29 protein-coding genes are annotated in these 22,421 nt (G+C 46.9%); 6 read left to right on the top strand and 23 right to left on the bottom strand.

Going from position 1 to position 22,421, the window contains the following annotated elements; genetic code table 11:
* Positions 1-78: 78 nt before the first annotated feature.
* From V3851_RS05860 to V3851_RS05870, 3 genes are read right to left on the bottom strand one after another with little or no spacing between them, the layout of a single operon-like run.
* On the bottom strand, positions 79-2,271 hold the full coding sequence (locus V3851_RS05860; protein WP_331845586.1) for a DEAD/DEAH box helicase: 2,193 nt from the start codon (positions 2,269-2,271) through the stop codon (positions 79-81).
* Entirely contained in the window at positions 2,268-3,620 is a 1,353-nt protein-coding gene (locus V3851_RS05865) for an ATP-binding protein (protein ID WP_331845587.1), read from the bottom strand. The genes V3851_RS05860 and V3851_RS05865 overlap by 4 nt, the downstream gene beginning before the upstream one ends.
* Before the next feature lie 33 nt (positions 3,621-3,653).
* Positions 3,654-5,411, bottom strand: coding sequence for a TerB N-terminal domain-containing protein (locus V3851_RS05870; RefSeq protein WP_331845588.1), 1,758 nt, complete (start codon positions 5,409-5,411; stop codon positions 3,654-3,656).
* 138 nt (positions 5,412-5,549) lie between these two features.
* Between V3851_RS05870 and V3851_RS05875 the strand changes: the two genes are divergently transcribed.
* Complete coding sequence (locus V3851_RS05875) at positions 5,550-6,257, top strand: M50 family metallopeptidase (protein WP_331845589.1); 708 nt, start codon at positions 5,550-5,552, stop codon at positions 6,255-6,257.
* 71 nt (positions 6,258-6,328) lie between these two features.
* On the opposite strand, the gene V3851_RS05880 is transcribed toward V3851_RS05875, so the two are convergent.
* The 5 genes from V3851_RS05880 to V3851_RS05890 all read right to left on the bottom strand — a co-directional run bounded on the left by V3851_RS05880 (position 6,329) and on the right by V3851_RS05890 (position 8,892).
* Positions 6,329-7,315: a LamG domain-containing protein gene (locus tag V3851_RS05880; RefSeq protein ID WP_331845590.1), complete on the bottom strand. Its 987-nt coding sequence runs from the start codon at positions 7,313-7,315 to the stop codon at positions 6,329-6,331.
* Positions 7,308-7,538, bottom strand: coding sequence for a DUF5316 domain-containing protein (locus V3851_RS26920; protein ID WP_414859273.1), 231 nt, complete (start codon positions 7,536-7,538; stop codon positions 7,308-7,310). Before V3851_RS26920 ends, V3851_RS05880 begins: the two co-directional genes overlap by 8 nt.
* A gap of 80 nt (positions 7,539-7,618) precedes the next feature.
* Positions 7,619-7,921, bottom strand: a complete 303-nt coding sequence (locus V3851_RS26925) for a GNAT family N-acetyltransferase (RefSeq protein WP_414859274.1) — start codon at positions 7,919-7,921, stop codon at positions 7,619-7,621.
* A 5-nt stretch (positions 7,922-7,926) separates the two neighbouring features.
* Positions 7,927-8,163 (bottom strand): hypothetical protein, encoded by a 237-nt coding sequence (locus tag V3851_RS05885; protein ID WP_331845591.1) that lies wholly within the window; start codon positions 8,161-8,163, stop codon positions 7,927-7,929.
* Positions 8,164-8,331: 168 nt separating this feature from the next.
* Complete coding sequence (locus tag V3851_RS05890) at positions 8,332-8,892, bottom strand: DEAD/DEAH box helicase family protein (RefSeq protein WP_331845592.1); 561 nt, start codon at positions 8,890-8,892, stop codon at positions 8,332-8,334.
* A 180-nt stretch (positions 8,893-9,072) separates the two neighbouring features.
* Between V3851_RS05890 and V3851_RS05895 the strand changes: the two genes are divergently transcribed.
* Positions 9,073-9,990: a LacI family DNA-binding transcriptional regulator gene (locus V3851_RS05895; protein WP_331845593.1), complete on the top strand. Its 918-nt coding sequence runs from the start codon at positions 9,073-9,075 to the stop codon at positions 9,988-9,990.
* A gap of 46 nt (positions 9,991-10,036) precedes the next feature.
* Positions 10,037-11,302 (top strand): MFS transporter, encoded by a 1,266-nt coding sequence (locus V3851_RS05900; protein ID WP_331845594.1) that lies wholly within the window; start codon positions 10,037-10,039, stop codon positions 11,300-11,302.
* Here V3851_RS05900 and V3851_RS05905 read toward each other — a convergent pair.
* The 6 genes from V3851_RS05905 to V3851_RS05930 form a co-directional block, all read right to left on the bottom strand.
* On the bottom strand, positions 11,299-11,838 hold the full coding sequence (locus tag V3851_RS05905; protein ID WP_331845595.1) for a GNAT family N-acetyltransferase: 540 nt from the start codon (positions 11,836-11,838) through the stop codon (positions 11,299-11,301). The two genes, V3851_RS05900 and V3851_RS05905, sit on opposite strands and share 4 nt — an antisense overlap.
* A 20-nt stretch (positions 11,839-11,858) precedes the next feature.
* Positions 11,859-12,245, bottom strand: a complete 387-nt coding sequence (locus V3851_RS05910) for a nuclear transport factor 2 family protein (RefSeq protein ID WP_331845596.1) — start codon at positions 12,243-12,245, stop codon at positions 11,859-11,861.
* A 14-nt stretch (positions 12,246-12,259) separates the two neighbouring features.
* Entirely contained in the window at positions 12,260-12,766 is a 507-nt protein-coding gene (locus V3851_RS05915; RefSeq protein ID WP_331845597.1) for a GNAT family N-acetyltransferase, read from the bottom strand.
* Between the two features lie 129 nt (positions 12,767-12,895).
* Entirely contained in the window at positions 12,896-13,540 is a 645-nt protein-coding gene (locus tag V3851_RS05920) for a hypothetical protein (protein ID WP_331845598.1), read from the bottom strand.
* Between the two features lie 36 nt (positions 13,541-13,576).
* Positions 13,577-14,035: a GNAT family N-acetyltransferase gene (locus V3851_RS05925; protein ID WP_331845599.1), complete on the bottom strand. Its 459-nt coding sequence runs from the start codon at positions 14,033-14,035 to the stop codon at positions 13,577-13,579.
* Between the two features lie 15 nt (positions 14,036-14,050).
* Positions 14,051-14,509: an NUDIX hydrolase gene (locus tag V3851_RS05930; RefSeq protein WP_331845600.1), complete on the bottom strand. Its 459-nt coding sequence runs from the start codon at positions 14,507-14,509 to the stop codon at positions 14,051-14,053.
* A 273-nt stretch (positions 14,510-14,782) separates the two neighbouring features.
* Here V3851_RS05930 and V3851_RS05935 point away from each other — a divergent pair, with 273 nt between their 5' ends.
* Positions 14,783-15,289 carry a hypothetical protein gene (locus V3851_RS05935; RefSeq protein ID WP_331845601.1) on the top strand — a complete coding sequence of 169 codons (507 nt, stop codon included), beginning with the start codon at positions 14,783-14,785 and terminating at the stop codon, positions 15,287-15,289.
* 88 nt (positions 15,290-15,377) lie between these two features.
* Here the strand turns inward: V3851_RS05935 and V3851_RS05940 are convergent, their stop codons facing one another.
* Entirely contained in the window at positions 15,378-16,403 is a 1,026-nt protein-coding gene (locus V3851_RS05940) for a serine hydrolase domain-containing protein (RefSeq protein ID WP_331845602.1), read from the bottom strand.
* A gap of 157 nt (positions 16,404-16,560) precedes the next feature.
* On the opposite strand from V3851_RS05940, the gene V3851_RS05945 reads away from it, so the two are divergent.
* Positions 16,561-17,070, top strand: coding sequence for a YqjF family protein (locus V3851_RS05945; protein WP_331845603.1), 510 nt, complete (start codon positions 16,561-16,563; stop codon positions 17,068-17,070).
* Between the two features lie 154 nt (positions 17,071-17,224).
* Here V3851_RS05945 and V3851_RS05950 read toward each other — a convergent pair whose 3' ends face one another.
* Positions 17,225-17,596: a retropepsin-like aspartic protease gene (locus tag V3851_RS05950; RefSeq protein ID WP_331845604.1), complete on the bottom strand. Its 372-nt coding sequence runs from the start codon at positions 17,594-17,596 to the stop codon at positions 17,225-17,227.
* Positions 17,586-17,843 (bottom strand): hypothetical protein, encoded by a 258-nt coding sequence (locus tag V3851_RS05955; RefSeq protein WP_216478731.1) that lies wholly within the window; start codon positions 17,841-17,843, stop codon positions 17,586-17,588. Before V3851_RS05955 ends, V3851_RS05950 begins: the two co-directional genes overlap by 11 nt.
* Positions 17,844-17,966: 123 nt before the next feature.
* On the opposite strand from V3851_RS05955, the gene V3851_RS26930 reads away from it, so the two are divergent.
* Entirely contained in the window at positions 17,967-18,227 is a 261-nt protein-coding gene (locus tag V3851_RS26930) for a DUF2071 domain-containing protein (RefSeq protein ID WP_414859275.1), read from the top strand.
* A gap of 52 nt (positions 18,228-18,279) precedes the next feature.
* On the opposite strand, the gene V3851_RS05960 is transcribed toward V3851_RS26930, so the two are convergent.
* From V3851_RS05960 to V3851_RS05985, 6 genes are all read right to left on the bottom strand, one after another.
* Complete coding sequence (locus tag V3851_RS05960; protein ID WP_331845605.1) at positions 18,280-18,672, bottom strand: RDD family protein; 393 nt, start codon at positions 18,670-18,672, stop codon at positions 18,280-18,282.
* Positions 18,673-18,687: 15 nt separating this feature from the next.
* Positions 18,688-19,278, bottom strand: coding sequence for a GNAT family N-acetyltransferase (locus V3851_RS05965; protein WP_331845606.1), 591 nt, complete (start codon positions 19,276-19,278; stop codon positions 18,688-18,690).
* A 58-nt stretch (positions 19,279-19,336) separates the two neighbouring features.
* Entirely contained in the window at positions 19,337-19,924 is a 588-nt protein-coding gene (locus tag V3851_RS05970) for a hypothetical protein (protein ID WP_331845607.1), read from the bottom strand.
* 73 nt (positions 19,925-19,997) lie between these two features.
* Positions 19,998-20,936 (bottom strand): P-loop NTPase family protein, encoded by a 939-nt coding sequence (locus tag V3851_RS05975; protein ID WP_331845608.1) that lies wholly within the window; start codon positions 20,934-20,936, stop codon positions 19,998-20,000.
* Between the two features lie 245 nt (positions 20,937-21,181).
* On the bottom strand, positions 21,182-21,742 hold the full coding sequence (locus V3851_RS05980; protein ID WP_331845609.1) for a GNAT family N-acetyltransferase: 561 nt from the start codon (positions 21,740-21,742) through the stop codon (positions 21,182-21,184).
* A 22-nt stretch (positions 21,743-21,764) separates the two neighbouring features.
* The gene (locus V3851_RS05985; protein WP_331845610.1) at positions 21,765-22,250 is read right to left on the bottom strand and encodes a GNAT family N-acetyltransferase; all 486 of its coding nucleotides are present in this window, start codon (positions 22,248-22,250) and stop codon (positions 21,765-21,767) included.
* Between the last annotated feature and the right edge of the window lie 171 nt (positions 22,251-22,421).

Below are 22,421 nucleotides of genomic sequence, written 5' to 3' on the forward strand. Positions count from 1 at the left end.
TGTAATATAGGAAGCGGCCGGATCGAACGGACACTTCCCAAAAAATTCAACAGATTTTGCTTCACGCCCGGCCGTCTTTTACGCTTGCTGCCTTAGTACTGCCGATAGTCCTTTCACATCCAGCCCGTCTACGGCAAAAGCGCGCCGCACCAGTTCCGGCGGCACATACTCGTCATACTTGCCGAGATACGGGGCTTCGGCGGCATCCAGCAGCGCTTCCGCATCGGGAATACCGGCCAGTTCATTATGGATCGCTGCGAGCAATTCCGCCGCATCCGCTCTCCCAGATACTACCATGTAATACGGCTCCATCGGAACGACCTGGCGCAGTCCCATCGGGTCATACAGATTATGTTTGAGCAGTCGTTCCAGCGTACGGAACTGTTTGCTGCCCGCCCACGGCAAAATGAACAGCGAATCGCCGCCCGCCGGAATGACCGGGCTCTTCAGCAGCCCGCTCTCCCGGGCCAGCCTGCGCGCCCGCTCCAACCGGTTCACGGCGCCGGGGGCCAAATACGGATAGAGTGTATTCTCCTCCAGGATCTGGCGAAGTTTTTGCATGATCCGGGTATGGACATCGCCCCCGGCCCCAAGCCAAAGCGTGTCCACTTTGCCTCTGGAGGATTTCACGTACACCGCTTTGTGCTTGCTGTCCACTTCCTCGACCTTCCACAGCTTGCCGGCCAGTGTGAAGCAGTAGCCCGGCGGCGGTACGGTGGTAATGCTGCCGATCTCCTCGGAGCCGTTGTAGACGGAGTGCTCCTCGTCGTCTTTAAATACCGCGTAGAACCGGTAGTTGTTCACGACCTTCTCCCCGCCAAGCCCGATGATCAGCGTGCCTTCCTCCGTTTGCTGGATGTGATCGGTCTGCAGCAAATATTGCAGCATCCCCTTAAATTCCTCCGGCTCGATGCCGCGAAAGGCCGGCAGCGTCAGCACCGCCCGCGCCAGCTCGGAGGGCTCGGCTTCGCCGATGCTTTTGAGCGTGCTCATCGTTTGGTGATAGAGCACGCCGACCGGCTTCCGCCGCAGATCCGGCGGCTCCACCCAGCGCTCGCGGACGTACAGCTCGATGACGGCGATCGCCCTCAGCAGCGTCCACGGCATCCGCGCCGGCAGCTGCGCCTCCTCGTCCTCCTCCTCGGCGACGAGGAACATCATCTCGGACGCCAGGTCGCCCCGGCGTCCGGAGCGGCCGAGCCGCTGCACGAAGCTGGAGCAGCTGTACGGCGCCCCGAGCTGGATCACCCGTTCCAGCTCGCCGAGGTCGATGCCGAGCTCCAGCGTCACCGTCGCGGCGGCTACCGCCGGCCCGGGGCCGCTGCGAAGCGCGGCCTCGGTCTCCTCTCGCAGCATCGCGGAGATGCTGCCGTGATGCACATGGAATACATCGCGCTCCTCCCGCTTCGCGGCGATCCGCCGCAGCTCCAGCGTCGTCATCTCGGCGTCCGAGCGGCTGTTGGTGAAGACGAGCGCTTTTTTCAGATGCGTATGGTCGTAGATGTAATTGTAGTAATTCCGCTTCGCCAGCTCCAGATGCTCGGCTTCCCGCTCGTCCCGGGCGTCCGGGAACGAGAAATGCTCCACCGACAGCTTCAGCTTCCGCCCGCCCTGCGGCGAGACGACCTCGACTGGCTGCGGGGTTCCCGCCCCCAGCCAGCGCGCGGCGGTATCGTAATCGCTCAGCGTGGCCGACAGCCCGATTCTCCGCGGCGAACAGCCGGCCATCCGTTCCAGCCTCGTCAGTTGGCTGAGTACCTGGATCCCCCGATCCGCGCCCATAAAGGCGTGGACTTCATCGATCATGACATACCGCAGATCACGGAACAACGCGGGGATCGCGTTCGGGCGGTTCATCAGCAGCCCTTCCAGCGATTCCGGCGTAATTTGCAGCACGCCGCAGGGGCGCTGCATCAGCTTGGTTTTCTCCGCTTGGGCGACGTCGCCGTGCCAGTGCCAGACCGGCACCTCGCCTTCCCGCAGCAGCTCTTTGATCCGCTCGAACTGGTCATTGATCAGCGCCTTCAGCGGCCCGATATAAAGGATGCCGACGGAGGCTGAAGGGCGATTGTACAGCTCGGTCAGCGCCGGAAAAAACGCCGCCTCCGTCTTCCCGGAAGCCGTCCCCGAGGCGATCAGCAAATGATGCGGCGTATCGAACAGAACCCGGCAGGCTTCGATCTGGGCCTCGCGCAGGGCGTCCCATTTCTTGCGGTAAATGTATTCCTGAATGAACGGCGCCAACCGGGAAAACGGACCTCCCCCGCTCATAGCTCAAACTCCGCCAGGAAGTCGTCCAGTTCGTCGTTCGCTCCGCTCGCTTTTCCGGTGCCGGCAGCCGCCTTGGCCGCCGCATATTCCTGCTCGCGCTCGCCCATCAGCTCCTCGAACGTCAAGTCCTTATGCTGGTGCAGCATGTGCAGTACGTCCATGAAATCCCGCACCACTTCGCGGGTCGTCAGCAGTTCTTCGGCTCCGAGCCGGCCCACCGCCGCCTGCATAAAAGCGATCAGCTGCTCGTCCGCAAGCTCGGGTTCATAGCCGTGATGCATGGCGTGAATATCCCGCAGCTTTTGCAGCAGGATGAGGATTTCCTCGTGCGACAGCATGTCCAGCCGCAGAATCGGCGAGGTGTAGGTCCGCCGCGTCCCGCTGCTGTAGCGCCCGTCCATCAGCCGCGACCGCAGGGCGTCGTAGCTGAACAAGCCTCTGCGCTCATCCTCCACGAATTGCGGCGTGCCGCCCAGGTAGATGCCCAGGTACTGGGCTTTGCCCTGCATCGTGTCGTTGAACATCGTCAGCAGCTTCTCGTAATTGCTTTGGCGGGAGATGCTGTTTGTGATTTTGTACAGGTTCACGCCTTCGTCGACAAACAGCAGCAGTCCCCTGTAGCCGATCCGCACGGCAAACTCCGCCCATAGCTTCATATAGTCGTACCAGTTGTCGTCATCGATGATGACGCCGACGCCAAGCTCGCTGCGGGCCTCCGTCTTCGTCGGATATTCCCCGCGCAGCCAGCGAAGCGCCGCCGCTCTCCGGTCGTCGTCCCCGAGCTTATAGCCGGACCAGTACGCGGCCAGCACCTTGGCGAAATCAAAGCCGTGTACCAGATTTTGCAGCTCGTTGCTGACCGCGTAGATGCGAAGCTCCACCGCTTCGAGCAGCTGAGGATCGCCGGGACGCAGACCGGTTGCGCGCATCTCCTCCTGCTGAAGCGCGGCGATCCATTTCTGCAGCATCGGCTCCAGAGCACCGCCGTCGGGTCTCGTCCGGGTCGACAGATGCATCATCATCTCCCGGTATGTGGCTAGCCCTTGACCCTTCGTGCCGACGAGCCGCCGCTCCGGCGACAGGTCGGCGTCCGCCACCACAAACTCGCGGTCCATCGCGTAATTGCGGATCATCTGGAACAAAAAGCTTTTGCCGCTGCCGTACCGTCCGGTAATTAGCCGAAAAGCTGCCCCGCCCTCGGCGATATTGTCCATGTCATTCAGGATCGACTCCACCTCGGCCTTGCGGCCGACCGCGATATGCTCCAGTCCGACCCGCGGGACAACCCCGGCCGTCAAGGAGTTGACGAGCGCGGTGGTGAGCCGCTTCGGAATTTGAACCTGTTTCATAATCATTCACCTCAATAATCTCCGTGTTCGTTACTAAAGGATCACCGCAAGCTCTGCCCGGTACTCCTCCGCAATCTCATCGCCGTCGATCAGCAGATCGCCGATCGTCTCCATAGAAAGCTCATTGATTTCGTCCAGCAGCAGTTCCGGCATCGAACCGGCTTGCTCGGCAATGCCGTTCCGCAGGAAGGCGTCCGCTTCGTTTAGGATCGCGGACAGCATTTGTTTATGTGCGGACGATAACCGGGCCGACAGCTCCCGCCATTCCGGCGAAAGCTCTTCCGTGGTATCGGGATTTCCGCTTTCGGCATGCCGTGCATCGCCGGGTAATCCACCCGGTATTCCTGCATTTTCCAGTTTCATTGTTTCAGGCGGACGTTCATTCGTTTTTTCATATATCTGTTCGGTCGTCTGTTCGTATATTTTCTCATCCGCCGCCTGCTCATCCTCAAACACCTGCCAGCCCCGCTCAAAATCCAGCTCCGCCTGCAGCGGCTCACCGGGTATCGGCAATTTCCGGTCCCGCTTGGTTTGAGACACGGAAGGCTTCGCGGATACCGACGTTTGCAACGATACAGGTTCACCGTTGGCGGACGGCAGCTCCTCGATCAGCAGCATATCCCGCACCTCGTCCGATTCCTGCCGCAATTTACGCAGCTTCGCGGCGTTGATCTTCACCTTCGGTGCCCTGGATTTGGCTTCTTCCGCCTTGCGGTGTTCAAACTCCCGCCGCAAGAAACGGGAGATAAGCCGCTCCACCTCCGGTTCGATCTCGATTCCCCGTAGCTTGCCTTTAAAGCCTTTCAGCTCCCGCAGCTTATTCTCCGTAAATCTGACGAGTTGGGTTAAATAAGCGCGAAGAGGAGGATTGTCACTGACCGGCCGCACGTTTACCGTCCTCGTCCGTCCATACAGCTCATGATCATAAACGGCGCTGCGGAACAAGTACCTTGTCACGGTTTGCTCCTTTGCCTTGAAGCGATCGATCAGTTTGGTTCCCGCGCTTTTGGCCAGATAGCCGTCGACCAATGCCACCGTTTTCGGGACGTAATTGCGCAATTCCGCCCGCCCTTCACCGGCGTAAAAACGGCTCTTCTCCACCTCGTAGTCGATCAGCGGCAGGATCATTTCCCATGATAGTGATAACGGCTCGGCCGCGAATCGCCGCTTCCATTCCAGCTCTTTCAGCTCATAGGACAGATTGCGGGGAAGCTTCGGGATCGGCTCGGGGGAAGGCATCTCCAGTCCGAATACCAATGCGAAATCAAACAGCCATTCCCGTACATATCCGTCCAGCTTCGGATACCGCTGCCGGTATGCCCGCCATACCCGGTTCATCAGCTCGTACCCCTCGGGCGGAGCACTCCAGCCGATGCCGTGAATCAGCTCATACAGGTATACGAACAGATAGGACAAGTCCGTGTCGGGATATCGTTCCGACCGGACTTCTCCGCGCCAGTACAAATACCAGCGAAGCTGCAACGGCTGCATTTGGTCATAGGTGGGCCAATAGGTTTGAAAAGGAACAAACTCGGCATAATCCACGGACTGCTGTTCCAGTTCCCGGCCCTTTTGCACGAATTGCTGCTCCCGGGAAATATAGCGGAAATTCTCCCGCCAATCCAGCTCCCGATCCCAGCCTTCCGGCGCTACGACTTTGCGGATCGGCTCGGTCTCACGCCCTTCCGGCACTCCCAGCTCGACTTCGGCAAACCGAAGCTTCGGCTCCCGTACCGCATGTTCCCGGTCCTTGTCTATATGAATGTCATGTATGTCCGTTCTATCGTTCATTTTCCATAGACCTCCATCACGAATCCATTATATCATCGAACCGAAAATTTGTTCGCTTTTTGAATACAATTTTGAACTCATTTATAATGAAAAATAACGAATCTGGAATTTTATTTTGTTTTCCGGAAAGGAAACTCTATGAATAAATGGCTCAAGGTAGTTCTGTATCTTGTGGGATCCGCCTTTCTGACAAGGCTGATTCCATTCTCGGGCTGGTTCCGCATGCTGGATACGATGATTCACGAGCTCGGCCATGCCGTCGCGACGCTGCTCCTATCCGGCCGCGTGCTTCGGATCGAATTGAATCCCGATCACAGCGGGGTCACCTATTCGGTGCTGGCTCCGGGATGGAGCCAGGTCGCGGTATCTCTCGCCGGTTATGCCACGGCCTCGCTGTTTGCGATCGCCATGTTTTACGGCTATTACAAACGCAAACAAGCGCAAGGACTGATGGTCATCAGTGCGCTTGCGCTGGTCACGATCCTCTTTTTTGTGCGGTCCGGTTACGGGCTCTTATGGCTGATTATTTTCATCGCGGTGAATTTGCTGTTTTATTTTATCGGCGGACGCTTCCGGAATTTCTATTATTTGCTGCTCGCCTTTCTCTGCCTGGAAGAATCGGTAATGGGCCCGATTACGCTGCTGCTGCTGTCCTTGACCCGGCCGGGGCAGGCGGGAGACGCCGCCAATCTGGCCAATATGACGATGGTCCCCGCTTTGGTATGGTCGCTGCTGTTCCTGGTATTTTCGCTAATTTGCGCCATGTCGGCGCTGCGCTTGTTTGGCAAAGACAGAAAGCGGATTAAAGAGCGGGACGTTAATTATAAAAGATTCGGAAGCGCCTAAAGCCTTATTTTGCAAAAGCCTGGGCGATCCCGACGATGATCAGGAACAAAATGACACCAAGAATGTCGAAATTATTTATCCCAACACGGCATAAGCTCGTAATTGCCGCCCGTTAAAGCGAAAATAAAGCCGAATCCGAAAGGCTCCGTTCTTCGAATGAGGATTTCGATTTGGTGAACACCCGTCGGCAGGGATAACTTTACCTGCCTATCGGGACTTACATATCCTTGATCCGCCCAATTCGGGGAGGACTTGAATTTATGTTCGCCTGCAAATTGGAGCTCTCCATCGACCTTGATTGAGATTTCATCGCTGAAACCAAAAGCGAGCGTCATTTCGCCAACCTCATGACAAACGAATTTCCGCGTCAAATTCGCCTCCGACACGGTTTCAGGCAAGAATCGCGACAAATTGACAATCCCGTTGGCCTCGCTCTCCACACGTCCGTAACCATGCAGAAACCACGCTTCAACGAACCCGGAATTATGTTTATGTACGGTCGTGGCTTCCACCGGATTAATGATGTCATTACAAGAATCGGAGATGCGGAAATCCCGGAAATAAGCCGGTTTATAGCTCCATAAGCCGATGAATCCTTCCTTATGGTCATGAGCCAATTCAGGAATATATAGTGGGGCTTCGTTATTCACCCGAATCATGGCCTGCCGATCTTTAAAGTCCACTCTTAACCGGAGCCATTCTCCCTTGGGGACTTCTGCTGCTTGTTGAGCTCCGGTTCCATAGTACAATTGCCAGGTATTTGTCCCATGAAATACCGGGTCGTATTGCAGAGCATCCCATCTCCCGCTCGTATGCGGCTGAGCATAAGCAAGTTCATAATTCAGAACATCCCCGATCCGAAAAGCGATTCCGCAATAACTTACATCATCCGCCCCGACATAAACTTCGATGCTTCCCTCCGATAACGAGACATCGGGTAAAAAAGCCAAACCGTTTAAACATAAAGCTTCGTGCCCTTTCCAAGAAGTAACGGATGCCGCATCATCTCGAATCACCCATTCATGCCAATTCACTAAACCGGACTCAAACTTAGTCAAAAGACTCGCCTCCCATTATTAAAAATATTAGGACTGCTATTACCAGGAACGGTAAACCGAACAAAAACAAAATTCCCGAGTATTTCCTACTAAACTCCTTATCCTCCGGTGTTTCAATATTATGATTTGCGCGAGTTCGATCCCCGCTAATAAAAGCTCCCGAGAGTATACCCGCCAGCAACCAACAAATAACGCCCGCCCCTCCGGTTGCTTTTACCGCCATCCCCCAACCGCTTAAGAATCCGAATGCTAAAGCTGTAACCGCTCCCAAAATTGTTCCGGGAATCAAAGTTTTTATGTTGATCACCCCTCACTTATTTTCTTCAACATGAAAACGGCAACCTCCCCATTCTCCACATCCGTGTTAGAGTACAAGGACAATTCAACGCCATCTATCGTAAAACCGCATTTAAGATAAAAAGAGATCGCAGGCACATTCGTATTTTGAGTTTCTAGTCTGATTGCTCTATATCCGTCCCTATTTGCATGTTCCGTTATTTTATTTATTAATGCGGTTCCAATATGTCTCCCGCGGTACTGGGACAAGACTAGAAGTTCCCATATAAAGATGGTGTTGTTCCATTTTTGTGGTTCACAAATAACTATGCCAACTAATTATCATCTTCATAAGCCCCAAAGGAATACCCCATTGGAAGCAGAAGGTTATACCTGTCACTTTGGTCTGTAGTGTATGATTTATTGTATTCCTTTTCTAAAGGGACCTTTTTCAAAGTAATTGAAAGCTCATTCTCATCTATTGTTTTGCTGACTTGATACTTGAATCTTGAAGTGTAGCTATAATCGCCCAGTGAATCGATGGAATACTTAGATAATTTTTTTATTTCCAAGGATTAGCCACCTCCATATTTAAAGATATTATTATATCCATTGCTCTTGGCATGTGAATTACAGTTTCTCTTTCATCAACCGACTTCACCCCAAAAAAGATTATTTTTGTTAAACCAAAATACCTGGTCCTTGTATAACTCCTATCTTCGGCCGGGTCAATCGCCTGTTCAAATAGAAAAGTGATCTTTGATCATTTGTGCAACGGTATCCGGCCCAAGGTCTGTATTATTTATTTTTATATAATGCTTCTCTGTAATTTCTCCGGGGTACGAATTTAAACGATGATTCTTATATGTAGCAATTAAGTCTTGCTCGGATTTTGCAGTATCTCTTTTTGAGGGCTTATAGAATAATCTGTTTTCGGTTTTATTCCGTTTCAGTCTCTCTTCGTAGACCGTTTCTAATTCGACAAAATAGACGTTGCCGCCCCTTGATTCAAATAACTCCTTGAGCCACTTAATATAATCCCAATCGTCTTGAAGATCGAATCCCCATACATAGGTAAAGATGAGTCCCTCTAAGTCGCTCTTCAATACTTCTTCAAATATCTCACGTCGAATCAAGTGTACTAACCGTTTTCCGGAGGGGCTTCCATAATCAAAGAACTGACCCACGAAATCAATGGACATATGATTATGAAATAGCTTTAAATCGGTCATCTCGGCTAAGCTTTGCCCGACCGTCATTTTACCGACTGCTTGCGGACCAAACAGGATAACTAGCTTCATTCTCTTCCTCCATCGATTCATCGACACTTTAGTTTCGCCTATTGTACCATATTTTGGATTCCAACAAACAAAGAAATGTCTCATGATTTTGGTCTTGATTTCTTCAACTTAATCGGTTAAGCTACGGTTGTAAGGAAGCATTTTCCTGTACTATTTCAAAACCTTCTAGGAGCTGTTCTTATGAAAAAAACGACCATGAAGGATATCGCCAAAGCGGCCAATGTTTCGGTGGCGACCGTCAGCTACGTATTAAATCGTGTCGCCAATCAGACGATTCCGGAGGAAACGCGGTCACTCATTTTCAATATTGCCAAAGAGCTGAATTACGTGCCGAACCTTGCCGCCCGGTCGCTCAAGAAAAAAACGGGCTTAGTCGGCATATTGATAAATAAAGACACCTCTTTGCCGTTTTGGAAGCAGTTCGGTCAGCATCACTTTGTGGACGGCCTGGAAAGATTGCTGACGGCAGCGGGTTATCATACCTTGCTGATTTCCCTCAATCCCGCAAACCCGTCCATGGATGTCATCGTCGAAAGAAGGCTTGACGCCGTATTTCTGATTGATGTTAAGGAAGAGGTGTTTTACAGCATTTCCTCCAAATTTGTTGAAGGAGTGCCGCTCATTCTGATCGACAGCCTTATTGAGGACCAGCTATTTAATCAAATACTGTTCGATTACCAAACGGCCCTGCGGCAAGCTTGCCGCTTTTTTGATGCTCCGCCTTGCCTCGTCATGGAGAACTATCATAATCAAGGATTGGTGAACTTTATCCGGGAATCGTCCGGTCTGAAAACGGAAGATATCTTTGTCATCGACAACGTTGCGGATTTGGTCGGCTTTACCGAAGGTCCGCACCGGGAAAACGTGATTGTCGTCAATGAATTTCTCGGCAGCTACTTCGAACGGTCCAATCTTGCCGGTAATATAGCCGTAATCTGTACTTGTCACTGTCCGGAGATTTTATCCGCAGCTACCCGTAAAGTGATCTTTAGAAACGATAAATGCAGCATCGCGTTTGAAATGATGAAAAAATTGATAAATCCTGCCGATTACGAGTCTTTTGCAAAAAACCGGTTTCTGGTTGAAGTGGAGCAATAATTTCTCCACCGTCACTTAAACGATTAAGTTATAGGAGGATTTTAAAATGTTGGATGCTCAAGTTTCACCCGCGGAACAGGCGGCCGAACGGCCCAAAGCGGCAGCGGCCTTATGGAGCAATAAACAGTTTCTTTTTATTCTCGGCGCATACATTCTTTCCATATTCGGAAATTCCTTTCACAATATTGCTTTAAATCTATGGGTATTAACCGAAACGGGCAGCGCTAAAATGATGACGGTGATTTTGGTATGCAACCTCGCGATAGCTTCCTTGTTTGGCTCCATTGCGGGAACCTTTGCCGACAGGGTGAACCGCCGGCGCATCATGATGTATTCGGATTTATTGCGCTGTGTGGTCGTCTTCATTATTGCATTATGTATCTCCCTGCCCGAAACTCCGTTCTTTGTTATTGTTTTATTAACCGGGTTTACTACCTTCCTCGGCCTGTTCGAGTCGCCGGCCATGAACGCTTCGCTGATTAATATTGTCGGCAAGGAGCATATCCAAAGAGCCACGGGCCTGATGAACATTGGCGATAACATTTCCAGGACGGTCGGGTTTGCCGTGGGAGGGATATTCGTTGCCGCGTTCGGGGGGAGCTGGGCGATTGCCTTTGACGGATTTACGTTTCTGCTATCCTTCATCCTGGTGCTGCTTGCCGGCTCTTTTCCTTCCCCCAAAACCGCAAAGACCGCAGCAGCCAAATCCTTCAAACAGGATTTAATCAAGGGTCTGCGGTTCATTTGGACCGATGCATTTGCCAAATCCGTGATCATCCTTTCCCCGACATTGATGCTGTTCTTCACGTCGGCGCTCATGCTGACACAGGTGATGGCGGTGAATGTATGGCGGGCGGATCCGTTCCAATTCGGCCTGATCGAAGCTTGTATTCCGCTCGGTTACATGCTGGGGGCGGGAATGATTGTGGCCTTTGGGACAAAATTTCAAAAGCGGGGCAAGCTGATTATGCTCAATTTGTTGCTGATGGGGCCGGCCTACATGATCCTTTCGTCCAGCGCATCGGCCGCGTCCGCGATCCCGGTGATCCTGATCGTCGGCGTTATGTTTTCGTTTTGCACCCTGCTCATTAATATTATTTTGCGGCTTGAGGTTTCGGAAGAGCTTCAGGGCCGGGTATTCGGGATCTTAGGTTCGTTTACCAGCGTCGTCCCTTCGCTAGGCTTGATCGCCGCATCCTATTTTGCGGATATTTACGGAGCGGATTCCATGATGCTGGTTATAGGAATGATGCTGCTGTTCTTCGCTATTCTTGTTCTATTTGGGCTGAAAAAACTAAGGAAGTATAACTAAAAGGAGCTAAGTTCTTCTTTTAAAATCGCGTATTGGTATGTATCCTGCCAAATCGGCTGTCCGTTTTCCGCCGTCTTAAAAAATACTTCCTTCTTGAAATGCCCTTCGCGGCGCATCGACAGGCGTTCCAATAATCTCCATGATGCCGTGTTTTCCGGATTGCAAAGAGCCATCACCCGATGCGCCCCCAATTCTTCAAAGCCATACGCTAGCAACCGTTGGCACGCCTCCGTCGCATAGCTTTGTCCATAATATACAGGGTTAAAAATATACCCGATCATCCACGTGAGAAATTCTCTCGGCTCCTTCCGGCCAAAATAGACGTGACCGATCATTTTATGATTCTCTTTTAGGCAAACAGCCCAGAATTGAGGATCATTTGATCGATCCAACGCGATATTTTTGCAGTCCGCTTCGTCACTCACGGTTCCGGGCTCGTACCTCAGCACCTCTTCTTGAGATAAATATTCGTGCAAGTCTTTCCAGTCTCCCGGTTCAAACCGGCGCACGGCCAGCCTCTCTGTTTCCAAAATCACCTTGCTAACAACTCCCTCATCTACCGCCTAAAAGGATAAAATTTTTCTTTTTTCATTTCATACTCATTAATTTCATAGATTAAGGAATCCCTGAAATAGATGATGCTGGACCCGTCCCATTCATATTCCTGGTTGTCATACACGCATTTGAAGGTCCATTCGACAAACGCCGTATCCGCTTCTTCATCCCATCCGAAGACTTTGATGTCCCAATACTCCACACTGTTGCCGTGCTCATTCCACTCGGAGAACCAGGCCTTCAACTGCTCCATTCCCTCGATGACCGTCCCATTGCATTCTCTTACGACAGCTTTATCATGCAAAGTTTTAATAAACCTCTCATTATCCGCCGTAACCCATGATTCAAAATATTGACGCGTCAATTGCTTTGCCAAATCACGTTTCAATTCGTTCGCTCCTCTCATCTTAAATGCTTGGCAAAATACAGCACAATGTCATCATCGACCACGATGTTCTCGCCAGGTTGGATATGTCGTTGACCGTTGTGAATCCCCCTTCCGTCCGGAACATAACCGCGTTTTACGTAAAGAATTTGAGCATGCCCGTAATCCGAGAAAATCCCCACCCCGATACCGGCAACCGCGGATCGTTCGCTAATGACGGCTTCGGCCTGGTCCATTAACGCGGAGCCGATGCCCATCCGCCGATACTTGATCAGAACGTTAAAATCGCTAATTTCGGGGATTCCGGAATCTCTGAAGCAGGAGTAGAACGATTTCCAGACCACATTCACATATCCGGCAAAAGCGCCGTCGGCTTCGGCGACCAAGGTAATTCTTTCGCCCCTCTTTTGTTCGGAAAGGTATCCCTCATACAGTTCAACGGGTTTATTCCAGCCTTGTTCTTGAAAAGCATCGGAGATGATAGCCGGATCGTCCTCATTTAACTCGCGAATCAGCAGGTTCATAAATACCATCCTCTTAAAAATTCAACCTAATTACTTTCTTGAATACTTACCGTTTTCTGACATTATAATTTGACCAGGTCACCTGTTTACCGTACGCTTCGCTTATTACCCTTAAAGGCAAGAAACATGTTAATCAAACACAAAGTACATGTGAATTCCTTCTATTTGATCATTTCCGTCAACTATAAAATCCGCAAAGAAGCCAAGCTCATCCTGGCGGAATCCATATACTTTGGAATTGGGTTTATCCTCAAGGAGCATGGTATCCATATATTTAATACTCGGATAAGCGCTTTGCAAAGCTTCCAAAGAATCTCCCACTTTAATTCCTTCCGACGTCTCGTACTCGCTTTTGCTTATTTCGATCTCGGACAGCCACAGCTCTTCGGCCGATTTACCCAGGAATTTTAACGACAACCCGTCATATTCCAGCGTCTTGCCAAGCATCTTGCTGAAAGTATCCGCTCCGTCGCCGAGCGGCTGCGGGCTTGTTTTCTTCAATGGTTGGCCTAATGCTTCTTGAACGGATGTTTCATCGTTTTTTAGCTGGATGAGAGAAGAATCTTTCGATTTCATAGAATAAAATCTTTCATCTCGGACGATTCCCAATTCATCCGTTTTATCCCCTTCAGGTGTTACAGTAGGCACCGGATTATTGAAGGAACCTGCTGCTTCAGGAGTCGGCATTGGATTATTGGAGGTTTTTTGATTCGATGAACAACCTGTCAAGTTCATTATTACTGCTACCAAACCAATGACAATGAAAAATCTCATAACAGTCCTCCCTTGGTTTGTAGTAGACAGAGTGACTTATAAATCCAAACTTAACCGAATCATATCCCTGCATTGGATTCCGTTCTCATAAATTGCTTCATCGTAATGTCTTACGAAAAAGTCCCTGTCTATCCCCGTAATCCGAAATCCGCATTTCTGATAAAGATATAGCTGTCCGATACTTGAATTTCCCGTTCCTATTTCAATCGTTTTCGCCTTATCTCTCTTTGCCTGTTCCTTTGCGAACTCAATAAGTTTCCTGCCTATCCCCTTGCCTTGATAATCTTCCCGTACTGCTATATTCACAATCTCTATCGTTTCGGGTCTCGTTTTAAGCAATACGAAAACACCAATAATTTCATTGGAGCTCGAGGCTATATAGCATGATCCTCTGCTCAAATAATCTCTCACCAACTTCTCCGATGGATCGGCAAGAAGCAATAAGTCTATGGGTGGTTCTTCAGCAGGTTCCAGTAATCTGAACTTGAATTCCATGAATGTCTCCTCTGGTCATTTCGCGGTTTGATGCTTTTGTTCTAATTGTTTCAATTTTTCTTTAATAAATGGCTGTGTACTTTCCGGAATTTCATTAAGATTATAAAATTCGGCTTCTACTACTTCATCGCCATCCGGCGTGATCTCGCCCGCAAATTCCGTACAGATGTAGCCCACCACGACATTGTAGTATTCATGACCGTTCCTTAATTTTGCATAGAGCTCTTTCCCCGAAAATACACCAAAAAGTTGAAGCATGCCCAATTCCAGATTCAACTCTTCCATTACTTCCCGTCTAAGGCATTCTTCCACCGATTCCCCGAGGTCCATAAGGCCTCCCGGGATGCCCCATGAATCGTCCCGGTATTTAACCAATAAAATCTGGCCGTGTTTATTCATGATTGCCACACTCGGTCTAACCAAAATCAACGGATAGCTTCCAACCAATTTTCTCAACTCTTCAACATAACCCACCGAACACACCTCCGATTGTTTTCACGGTGCCTTCCCTGGTGCTATATAACTTCTTCCATGATTATACATTGGGAAACCATGGATTCAAACCAGCAACCCGTGAACAGCCAAAAGTGATTTGAACTGGCTAGCTTGAAAATATTTCGAAGAAATTTTATAATTAATGAATCAGTGTGCAGCAATGGAGCAAGGCCATCTGAAAATGGCCTTGCTTTTTTTGTTCGAATTTTACATCTGCCATCTGAAATATAAATATTAATGGAGATGAAAACCTTGCACAGAGAAGCAAGACTGCCTCAAAACGGCAAAGAAAGTTTATTGTTTTTATTGATTGTATCCATCATTTCAGTAAACACCATCGCACCGGTCATCATGGGATTGGAACGCGGCTTCAGTAAGGGAGTATACTTGGATACGTTAAAGGTTATTCCGGTCATGTGGGTCATTGTCGTGCTCTTGGTAAGATTAGTCGCAGGGCCGCTTGTAGGCCGAGTGATGCCGAAATTCGTCGGCAAGACAGACGGATTTAACGCCAGAGTATTATTAACCATCGTGTTAAATGTAACGGTGTTATCCATCCTGCTGTCCATTATCGGAACTTGGGTAGGTACCAAACATATTAGCCTGGAACCGTTTAAAAACTTCCTGCATATCTGGCCCAGAAACTTTGGTGTGGCATTCTGGATTGAATTGCTGATCGCACAGCCGATAGCCCGATTCGCCATGAAAAAATTGCATTCCAGACAGACTAAGCCGGAGTTGGAGAATGCAAATTCTTAGTCCGATATATTAATGTAGAACTCCAGGCGACAGCCAGATTGGCTGTTGTCTGGAGTTTTTAGTGTGTTGCAGTGTAAACCTAGTATATTTATAGTTCTTTATAAATAAATTCATCGATTTTACTCGCTATCTCTCCGGCACCTTTATTCGTATTGCCGATAATATGAGCATGTATATTCCCTTTCAAATATATCGAAGATTGCATGTTTACCCCCGGATCGCTTCCCACGACATAATACTTAAATATGGTATTATCCAACATTCGGATCCAAACGCCATAACCGTATGATGTATTTTCGTTCACCTTTACATGGGGAGTCAGCAAGAGCTTTGTATATTCCGCAGACAATAATTCATGATGAAATAGCGCATTCCAAAATCGGACCAGATCGCGCACGGTCGTAAATGCTCCCCCATCCGGCCCGCCGATTACCGGAACGGAGAAAATATTGCTTCTCCAATTGTATTCTTCGTCTATATAGCCGAAAGCGGTTCGTCCCGGAAGTCGATCCATTCTAAAGTAACCCGAATCCGCCATCCCGCACCGCTCAAAAATATGTTTCTCCACATATGCCGTAAATCCCATGCCCGTAACCTGCTCCACTATTAACCCTAGTACAATAAACCCTGCGTTGTTGTATGAGAATCTCTCCCCCGCCTTAAACTTCATGGTTTCATTCTGGAACATCGGCAAAAAGTCTTTAGGCGATTGAAAGGTATATGTAGGTTTCATCTTCCACAAATCTTCGAAATCATTCATAAACTCCTCATCAAAATAATCGGGTATTCCCGAACTATGGGTCAGCAAATGATGTATTGTAATCTCGGGATCGAAATGGGGGAATTTGATATCCACACAATCCTTCAAATAAGTATCAAAAGACAGCAAACCGTTTTGAGCAAGCTGACTGATCGCTATCGCAGTGAAAATCTTGCATCCCGATGCGATTCCGAATCTTGTATTCGGCGCATTGTCGATCCGTTCGGAACGATTTGCGTAACCATAACCTTGTTCAAAAGCCTCACCCTGGTTCTGAACGAATACTGCCCCTGAAAAGGGCAGAATTTCATTGTGCTGCTTCATTATATTTTCAATCGATCGGGCGAAATTCATTTAATTCTTCATCCTTTCGTCGCGAAGGCGATTTAGTTTTCATGGGATTAGACTATTGTGGACTTTTTATTAAGAATAATAAAACGTTTTTGTTGGTGAAGATAGGATTAGTTCTTTTTAATAAGAACTTGACGACACAAAGCGAGGTTGATTCCCGATGGCGCAAAATGAGGAAAATCAAGCCTGGGACGCGGGGCATCGGCTATGGCCTCTCCCAAAGCTTCCCTGGATCATGAGGCAATCATGGACTGATGTCTTGTTTATCCATTACCCGATCCGTATCGATGTCTTGCGCAATCTGGTACCCGCAGGACTCCAACTCGATGCTTACGACGGATGGGGATGGATCGGCCTTGTTCTTTTTAATACGGAAAAGGTAAGCTTCCGGGGAATTCCGGCGTTTTATGCCTTTCCCGAACTCAATATTCGAACTTATGTGAGGACGGACGGCAAACCTGGAGTCTATTTTTTTAGCCTGGATGCGATGCATTGGCCTACCGTTATTCTTGGGCGGATTTTTTGTCATTTGCCCTATTCCCATGCCAATATGACGGTTCGGCGGAACGGAGAGTCGATTACTTTTGGTTCCAGGCGAAAACAAGAACCTTCCATCGGCCTCAATTGCAGCTACCGTTTCACATCTACGACGCGACCCGACCTTAGATAACTCTTATCTTAGGTCGGGTCGTGTGTTGTCTGAATATTCTTCTATGCTTTCACACCTGACAACCAAGGGGCGAATGCCCCGCAGCGTAGATGTATTGTTATATGATGTCGGCGACTTCTCCGATTCCACTTATTAATTTCATTCATTCTATTTGTTAAGTACGTAGTTCTAATGTTTTCAAGTCAATAATAAAGCTGTGTTGTTTGAGAATATCCAATCCGAGTAACCCTTTATGATCCTTTGGCAGTATACCAACATCTATTTCTATATTCTCAATGCTTCTTGTACCTATTTCAACCCTGTCCATAATTTTTGTATAGAAAGGAACGCTTCCCCCAATCCCGTATGCTTCATATATAGAATCACCTGTTTCGTAGGTCACACCTATTTCCTCCAAAATATCAGGACTAATTATAGTATGTGAGGACCCTGTATCTATAATCACATCATCTATTCTTAATACTCTTCCTCTGAATGTAACGGTAAGCGACGTCGTAATTAACTGTCCATCATAGTTAATTTTCATTACTACTACGTCTCACTCTTATTAATGGGTCCCGGCGAAGATGAATCACAAATTCTTGATTTGAAGTATGGTATACCAAATTCCCGGGCTCTGCTTGAAAAAACTCTTTATTAGCCTCTTGCTCAGATATAGTACGAATTGGTGCAACTTCATCTACTATTTTTTTGTTGCCTTCCTCATGATAATTAAGTATGGACACCAGAACAAATTGGTCAGGAAACAATTCTCTTACTTCTTGCCATTTCATTCGTTCTACCTCCCACAAATTCTTCCCAGTTCTTTTTCCTATCTTGATTTTATCATACTTATAGTTCAGCATTCTCATAGTATTTTATATCATCTTTTTTTCGCCGATTTCATATAACGCCCTATCTCCGAACCTTATCCGGCCGCAAGGAATAGCTTCGATGAATGGCTGGTCGAACGCTACTGCTTTTACACGACGAATGCCAAGGGGCGCGTGCTTCGCTGCGATATTCTCCACCGGCCTTGGCGTCTGCAGCGGGCGGAAGCGGAAATTCGTACAAACACCGTGCTTACTGACCAAAATATCGCCGTGGAACAGGTATCGCCCGTGTTTCACTATTCGAAAGGCGTTGAAGTACGCATTTGGCCGCTGCTCAGGGTATAGATGCTATTGACGAGTAAAATGGCCGAACATGAGGGCGCATGCTCCGCCCCACTCATGTATGGACAACTTCCGTTCCTGCAATAAAATCATGGATCGATCTTTTGTCTTCTCTCAGTCCAACCATAAATGCACTGACAATCAGGGCGATCCCAAAGGTAAATGTATAAATTAAACCGGCAACGACGTTTCGCATTAACATGGTTCCAATCCCTGGCGGGGAATGATCGCTTACTTTTCTAATTTTCACGCCGCAGATGCGCTTGCCGATTGTATACCCTTCCCACATAACAGGCAGAAGAAGTGTATACAAAAAGGATATCAAATTGGTCACGACGTTATCATCGGAATTTCCGGTAAAAATATAGGACAGTATGGCCAACGGAATCCCAACTATGATTCCATCCAGCAATGAGGCTCCCAACCTTATCCAAAAACCAGCTTTCATCCTTTTACCCCTTTCTCAATCTCCCAGATCGATCAACATCTTATCCTTTAATTCGTCACTTATGATGGAATACAGCTTGACGTCCTGCAGTTCCCCTTTTGCCCATATATATTTTCTCAAAACCCCTTCAAACTTCATCCCGCTCTTTTCCATGACCCTGGCCGAACCTGCGTTTTCAGGATGACATTTCGCCTCTATTCTCACAAGTTCAAGTTCATTAAATGCATATTCAACAATTCGCGTCACTACTTCCGTCATGAGACCCTGATTCCAATATTCGGTGGACAGGACATAGCCGAGTTCGGCCCTTAAGCAATGATTATCCCAATTCACGAAGCTGCAGCTTCCAATTAATTTGTTCGTTTCTTTATATTGAATTCCCCAGGGACCCACCTTATCGGTTTTGTATCGGTCAAGAACAAAGTCAACGAACCCCTTCGTATCCTCGATGCTTTTATGATAATCCCATGTTGCATACCTTGCCACTTCCGGCACGGAACAATATTGGAACATGTCTTCGACGTCCATGGTTGTAATGGGTCTTAATAAAATCCGGTTGGTTTCAAGAACCGGGAATGGATCAAAATGATCTTCTATACGTTTCATGAAATCACCTCAAATTTCAAAATCACCAATTTTATCTCTGCTACTAACATTGAATTAATTAGTCCGCTTCTCTTAATTTGAGCAACTCAGCACCGGAACCTTTATACTTGTAGGTATAGTTATTATCGATGTAGTACCTATCTATTAATAGCAATACTTGTCGCTTATATGTATAAGCTTTTACTAACGTTGATGAACTTATAGCACCCGTACCAACCGTATGACGTTCATCAAGCGGAACTGTTATGTCCGTATAGCTTAACCACTCCACATCAAATACTTTTTCTGCATATTCTTCAAAGCTTTGCTTGTATGTTTTAATCACCTCCTTATCTTCAGCAAATTGATATTGATTCATCAGAACATCTGTTATATTGTCCCATTCCATTTTCCATGCTTCAAGATAAGTATTAGCCAGGTAATTCATTTCCGGTGTGGATGACGCGATTTCAAAATCACTTTTAAAAGCCTCGTCAATAGGATTTCCCGGAACAAGTTGTAATTCCCAACTATATGGATTATCCATATTAGAATTTGCTGCTTGAGTATTGTTATTTGTTCCATCGTCATAGGCTTGATTATTTGTGCAACCGACTAATGAAGAGGCAAATATAAATGCTAGTATTGCCAGCTTATGTCTTGTCATTTGAAAACCTGCTTTCATCCGGCACTTCGAATTGCTTCATTCGAGCCCACACTTTTATCATCATCTGGTTCTTTTATGAAATCCTTTCAAAAGCTGTACCATGGTCGTTCCTGTTGGCATATAAGTCTTTTTCGGTGATCAAAATCCCTGTAACTTTAGTCTTATCTGTAATAAATCTTACAGTCGCGCTTATGTCATCAAGATAAAATTGGTCGGAACTTTTCGGCTTCAAGCTTTTATTTCCAAAAATCCACAAACCATCATTTATGAATTCTACTGAAATGGTTAGATCCATCTCCCTATTATGATATAAACCCGAATATTTCTCCATTAGTGAAGCTTCTAGCACAGGATCGGGATAGTGCTTTAAATTAAGTTTTTCTAGGACGTATTTTTGATATGACCCGTAATCCGCAAAAGAATTCTCTATTATTTCAGTGGAAATGGTTAATTCACGAACCACCTCATGGGCAAGCACGGCATATTCCAAAAAAAATGAGATATGCGACTCTGGCCCTTGTTCTATTCGGTTTCTGAAATAAGGCTCATCTTTATATTCATTATGTTTGTGCAATAAATACTCTCTGCCGCCTCGGGCCTTAAGCATCTTGTCTATGGCGGCGGGTGCGTCCTTCTGATAAAAGTAGATCAACGTGCAATTTTCCATACTTAACCGGTTGCTGACTTTCATAATCAATGATTTTATTAGTTCTCTATCCGCATCTTTATGAAGCAAATGAACGATCGGGCTTTGTAGAAACGCAGACTCCAGCACGACAACTTCATCTTCCGGTAAATTATCCAGAAACTTAGACCATCTATCATAAAAGGACTTAATGAACAAAGAATCATCCTCGCGACCGGTAGACTCGATAATTGGATGCTCATAGGTAGTTTCAAGAAATAGTCTGCAGGCACGGCCATTCCTTTCAAATTGGTTTGACAAAAAACGGGCGAATGTAGATTTTCCTGAACCAGGTATACCTTCAATTAATATAAAATTCTTTTTCATGAAATCATCCTTCTTCGGATAGGCTTGAAAATTCAACTCACATCAGTTACCTTCTAGGATTTATTTCATTAATATCAGCTATTTTATTTACATAAACCCCCTCAAACATCAGTCCTCTCACCATTATTAAATCGTTTACGGCAAAACTAATGCACACTAAAAAGACGATTGATAAAACGATAGTTAGAATTTTTTTTCATTTTTGCTCATCCTTTAAATAATTAAGCCCCAGCCTTAGATAGCTCTTATCTTAAGCTGGGGCGTTTGTTGTCTGAGCTATTATCAAATCTAAAAATCAGCTTATGTCCGTCAAAAGTATCGTCTAGCAATTCAACATAATTATCATTACTATATTTCGATATTGTCTTTCTCCAAAATTTTTGCCCTACGATATTTCTTTCAGATGGATTGGTAAACAACTCCCATTTCCCTTTGAATTGTTCAAAAACTTCAATAGCCGCCCGCTCAGCTATTCCTCGTCCCCTAAACGGACGAAGCAGAAAAAATTCATGTACAAAATAATCTATTCCTTTTGCGCAATGTGGAGGCGTAGCTATAAGAATAAACCCTGCCGGCTTTTGATCAACTAGGATCAAATAGGCGTATAAACAATCCGGTTTTTCCCACCAAATGTTTTGCACATCATATTGATCACCCAATGTTCTAAAATCGTCACTCTCCTCAAAAATCCCATGGATATTCGGATATCTAACATAGTGTTCTGATAAATCATACAAATATAGAGGATATAGGTTTTTTATCAAATAGGATTCATCTTTACCGGTTAAGTGTACTTTAATGTTCATTAGTTTGACTCCTTAAAATTACTTATTGGATACTCCCTAAATAATGCGTATATAAAGGATTCATACCGAAACTTTCGTAGAACTTTATTGCCTTGCTGTTATTACTTGAAGTGAACAAGGTATAGTACTTCACATCCCGAGCTTTAAAAAACGAAACGGCCGATAACATTAATTCCTTAGCTATACCTTTTCTGCGCATTGAAGAATCCACCATAAGGCCAGAGACATGTCCCACGCGTTTAATCTCCCAGAAATCCGGTTGATTCATAATATATGCTGTTATGTAACCGATGATCTTTTGATCATCTATAGCTATATATGCAACTTTATCCTCTTGGTTAAACCAGTTGGAGAAATACCCTATTATATCTTTATCATTCAATTGTTCGATATTAAAGAAGAACTCATGGTTAGATTCGTATTCCTTGAAAAAGTCCTTGGATAGTTTAATTAAGTCATCCATATCGTCATTCTCCACTAATGGACGAATCTCAATTGTGGACTCCATCGAATTACACCTCTATTTCGCGGATAGTATCTGTGTCCCTCACGACCAACGGATACGGTGTTTCCCTTATTATTAAGACGCTCACACATTTATAATAGTATCGACTACCCCAAATTAATATGAGAGAAAATATAAATTCCTGGATTAATCCAACCGTATATCCTTCACACT

Source organism: Paenibacillus haidiansis (assembly GCF_036553665.1).
GTDB lineage: Bacteria > Bacillota > Bacilli > Paenibacillales > Paenibacillaceae > Fontibacillus > Fontibacillus haidiansis.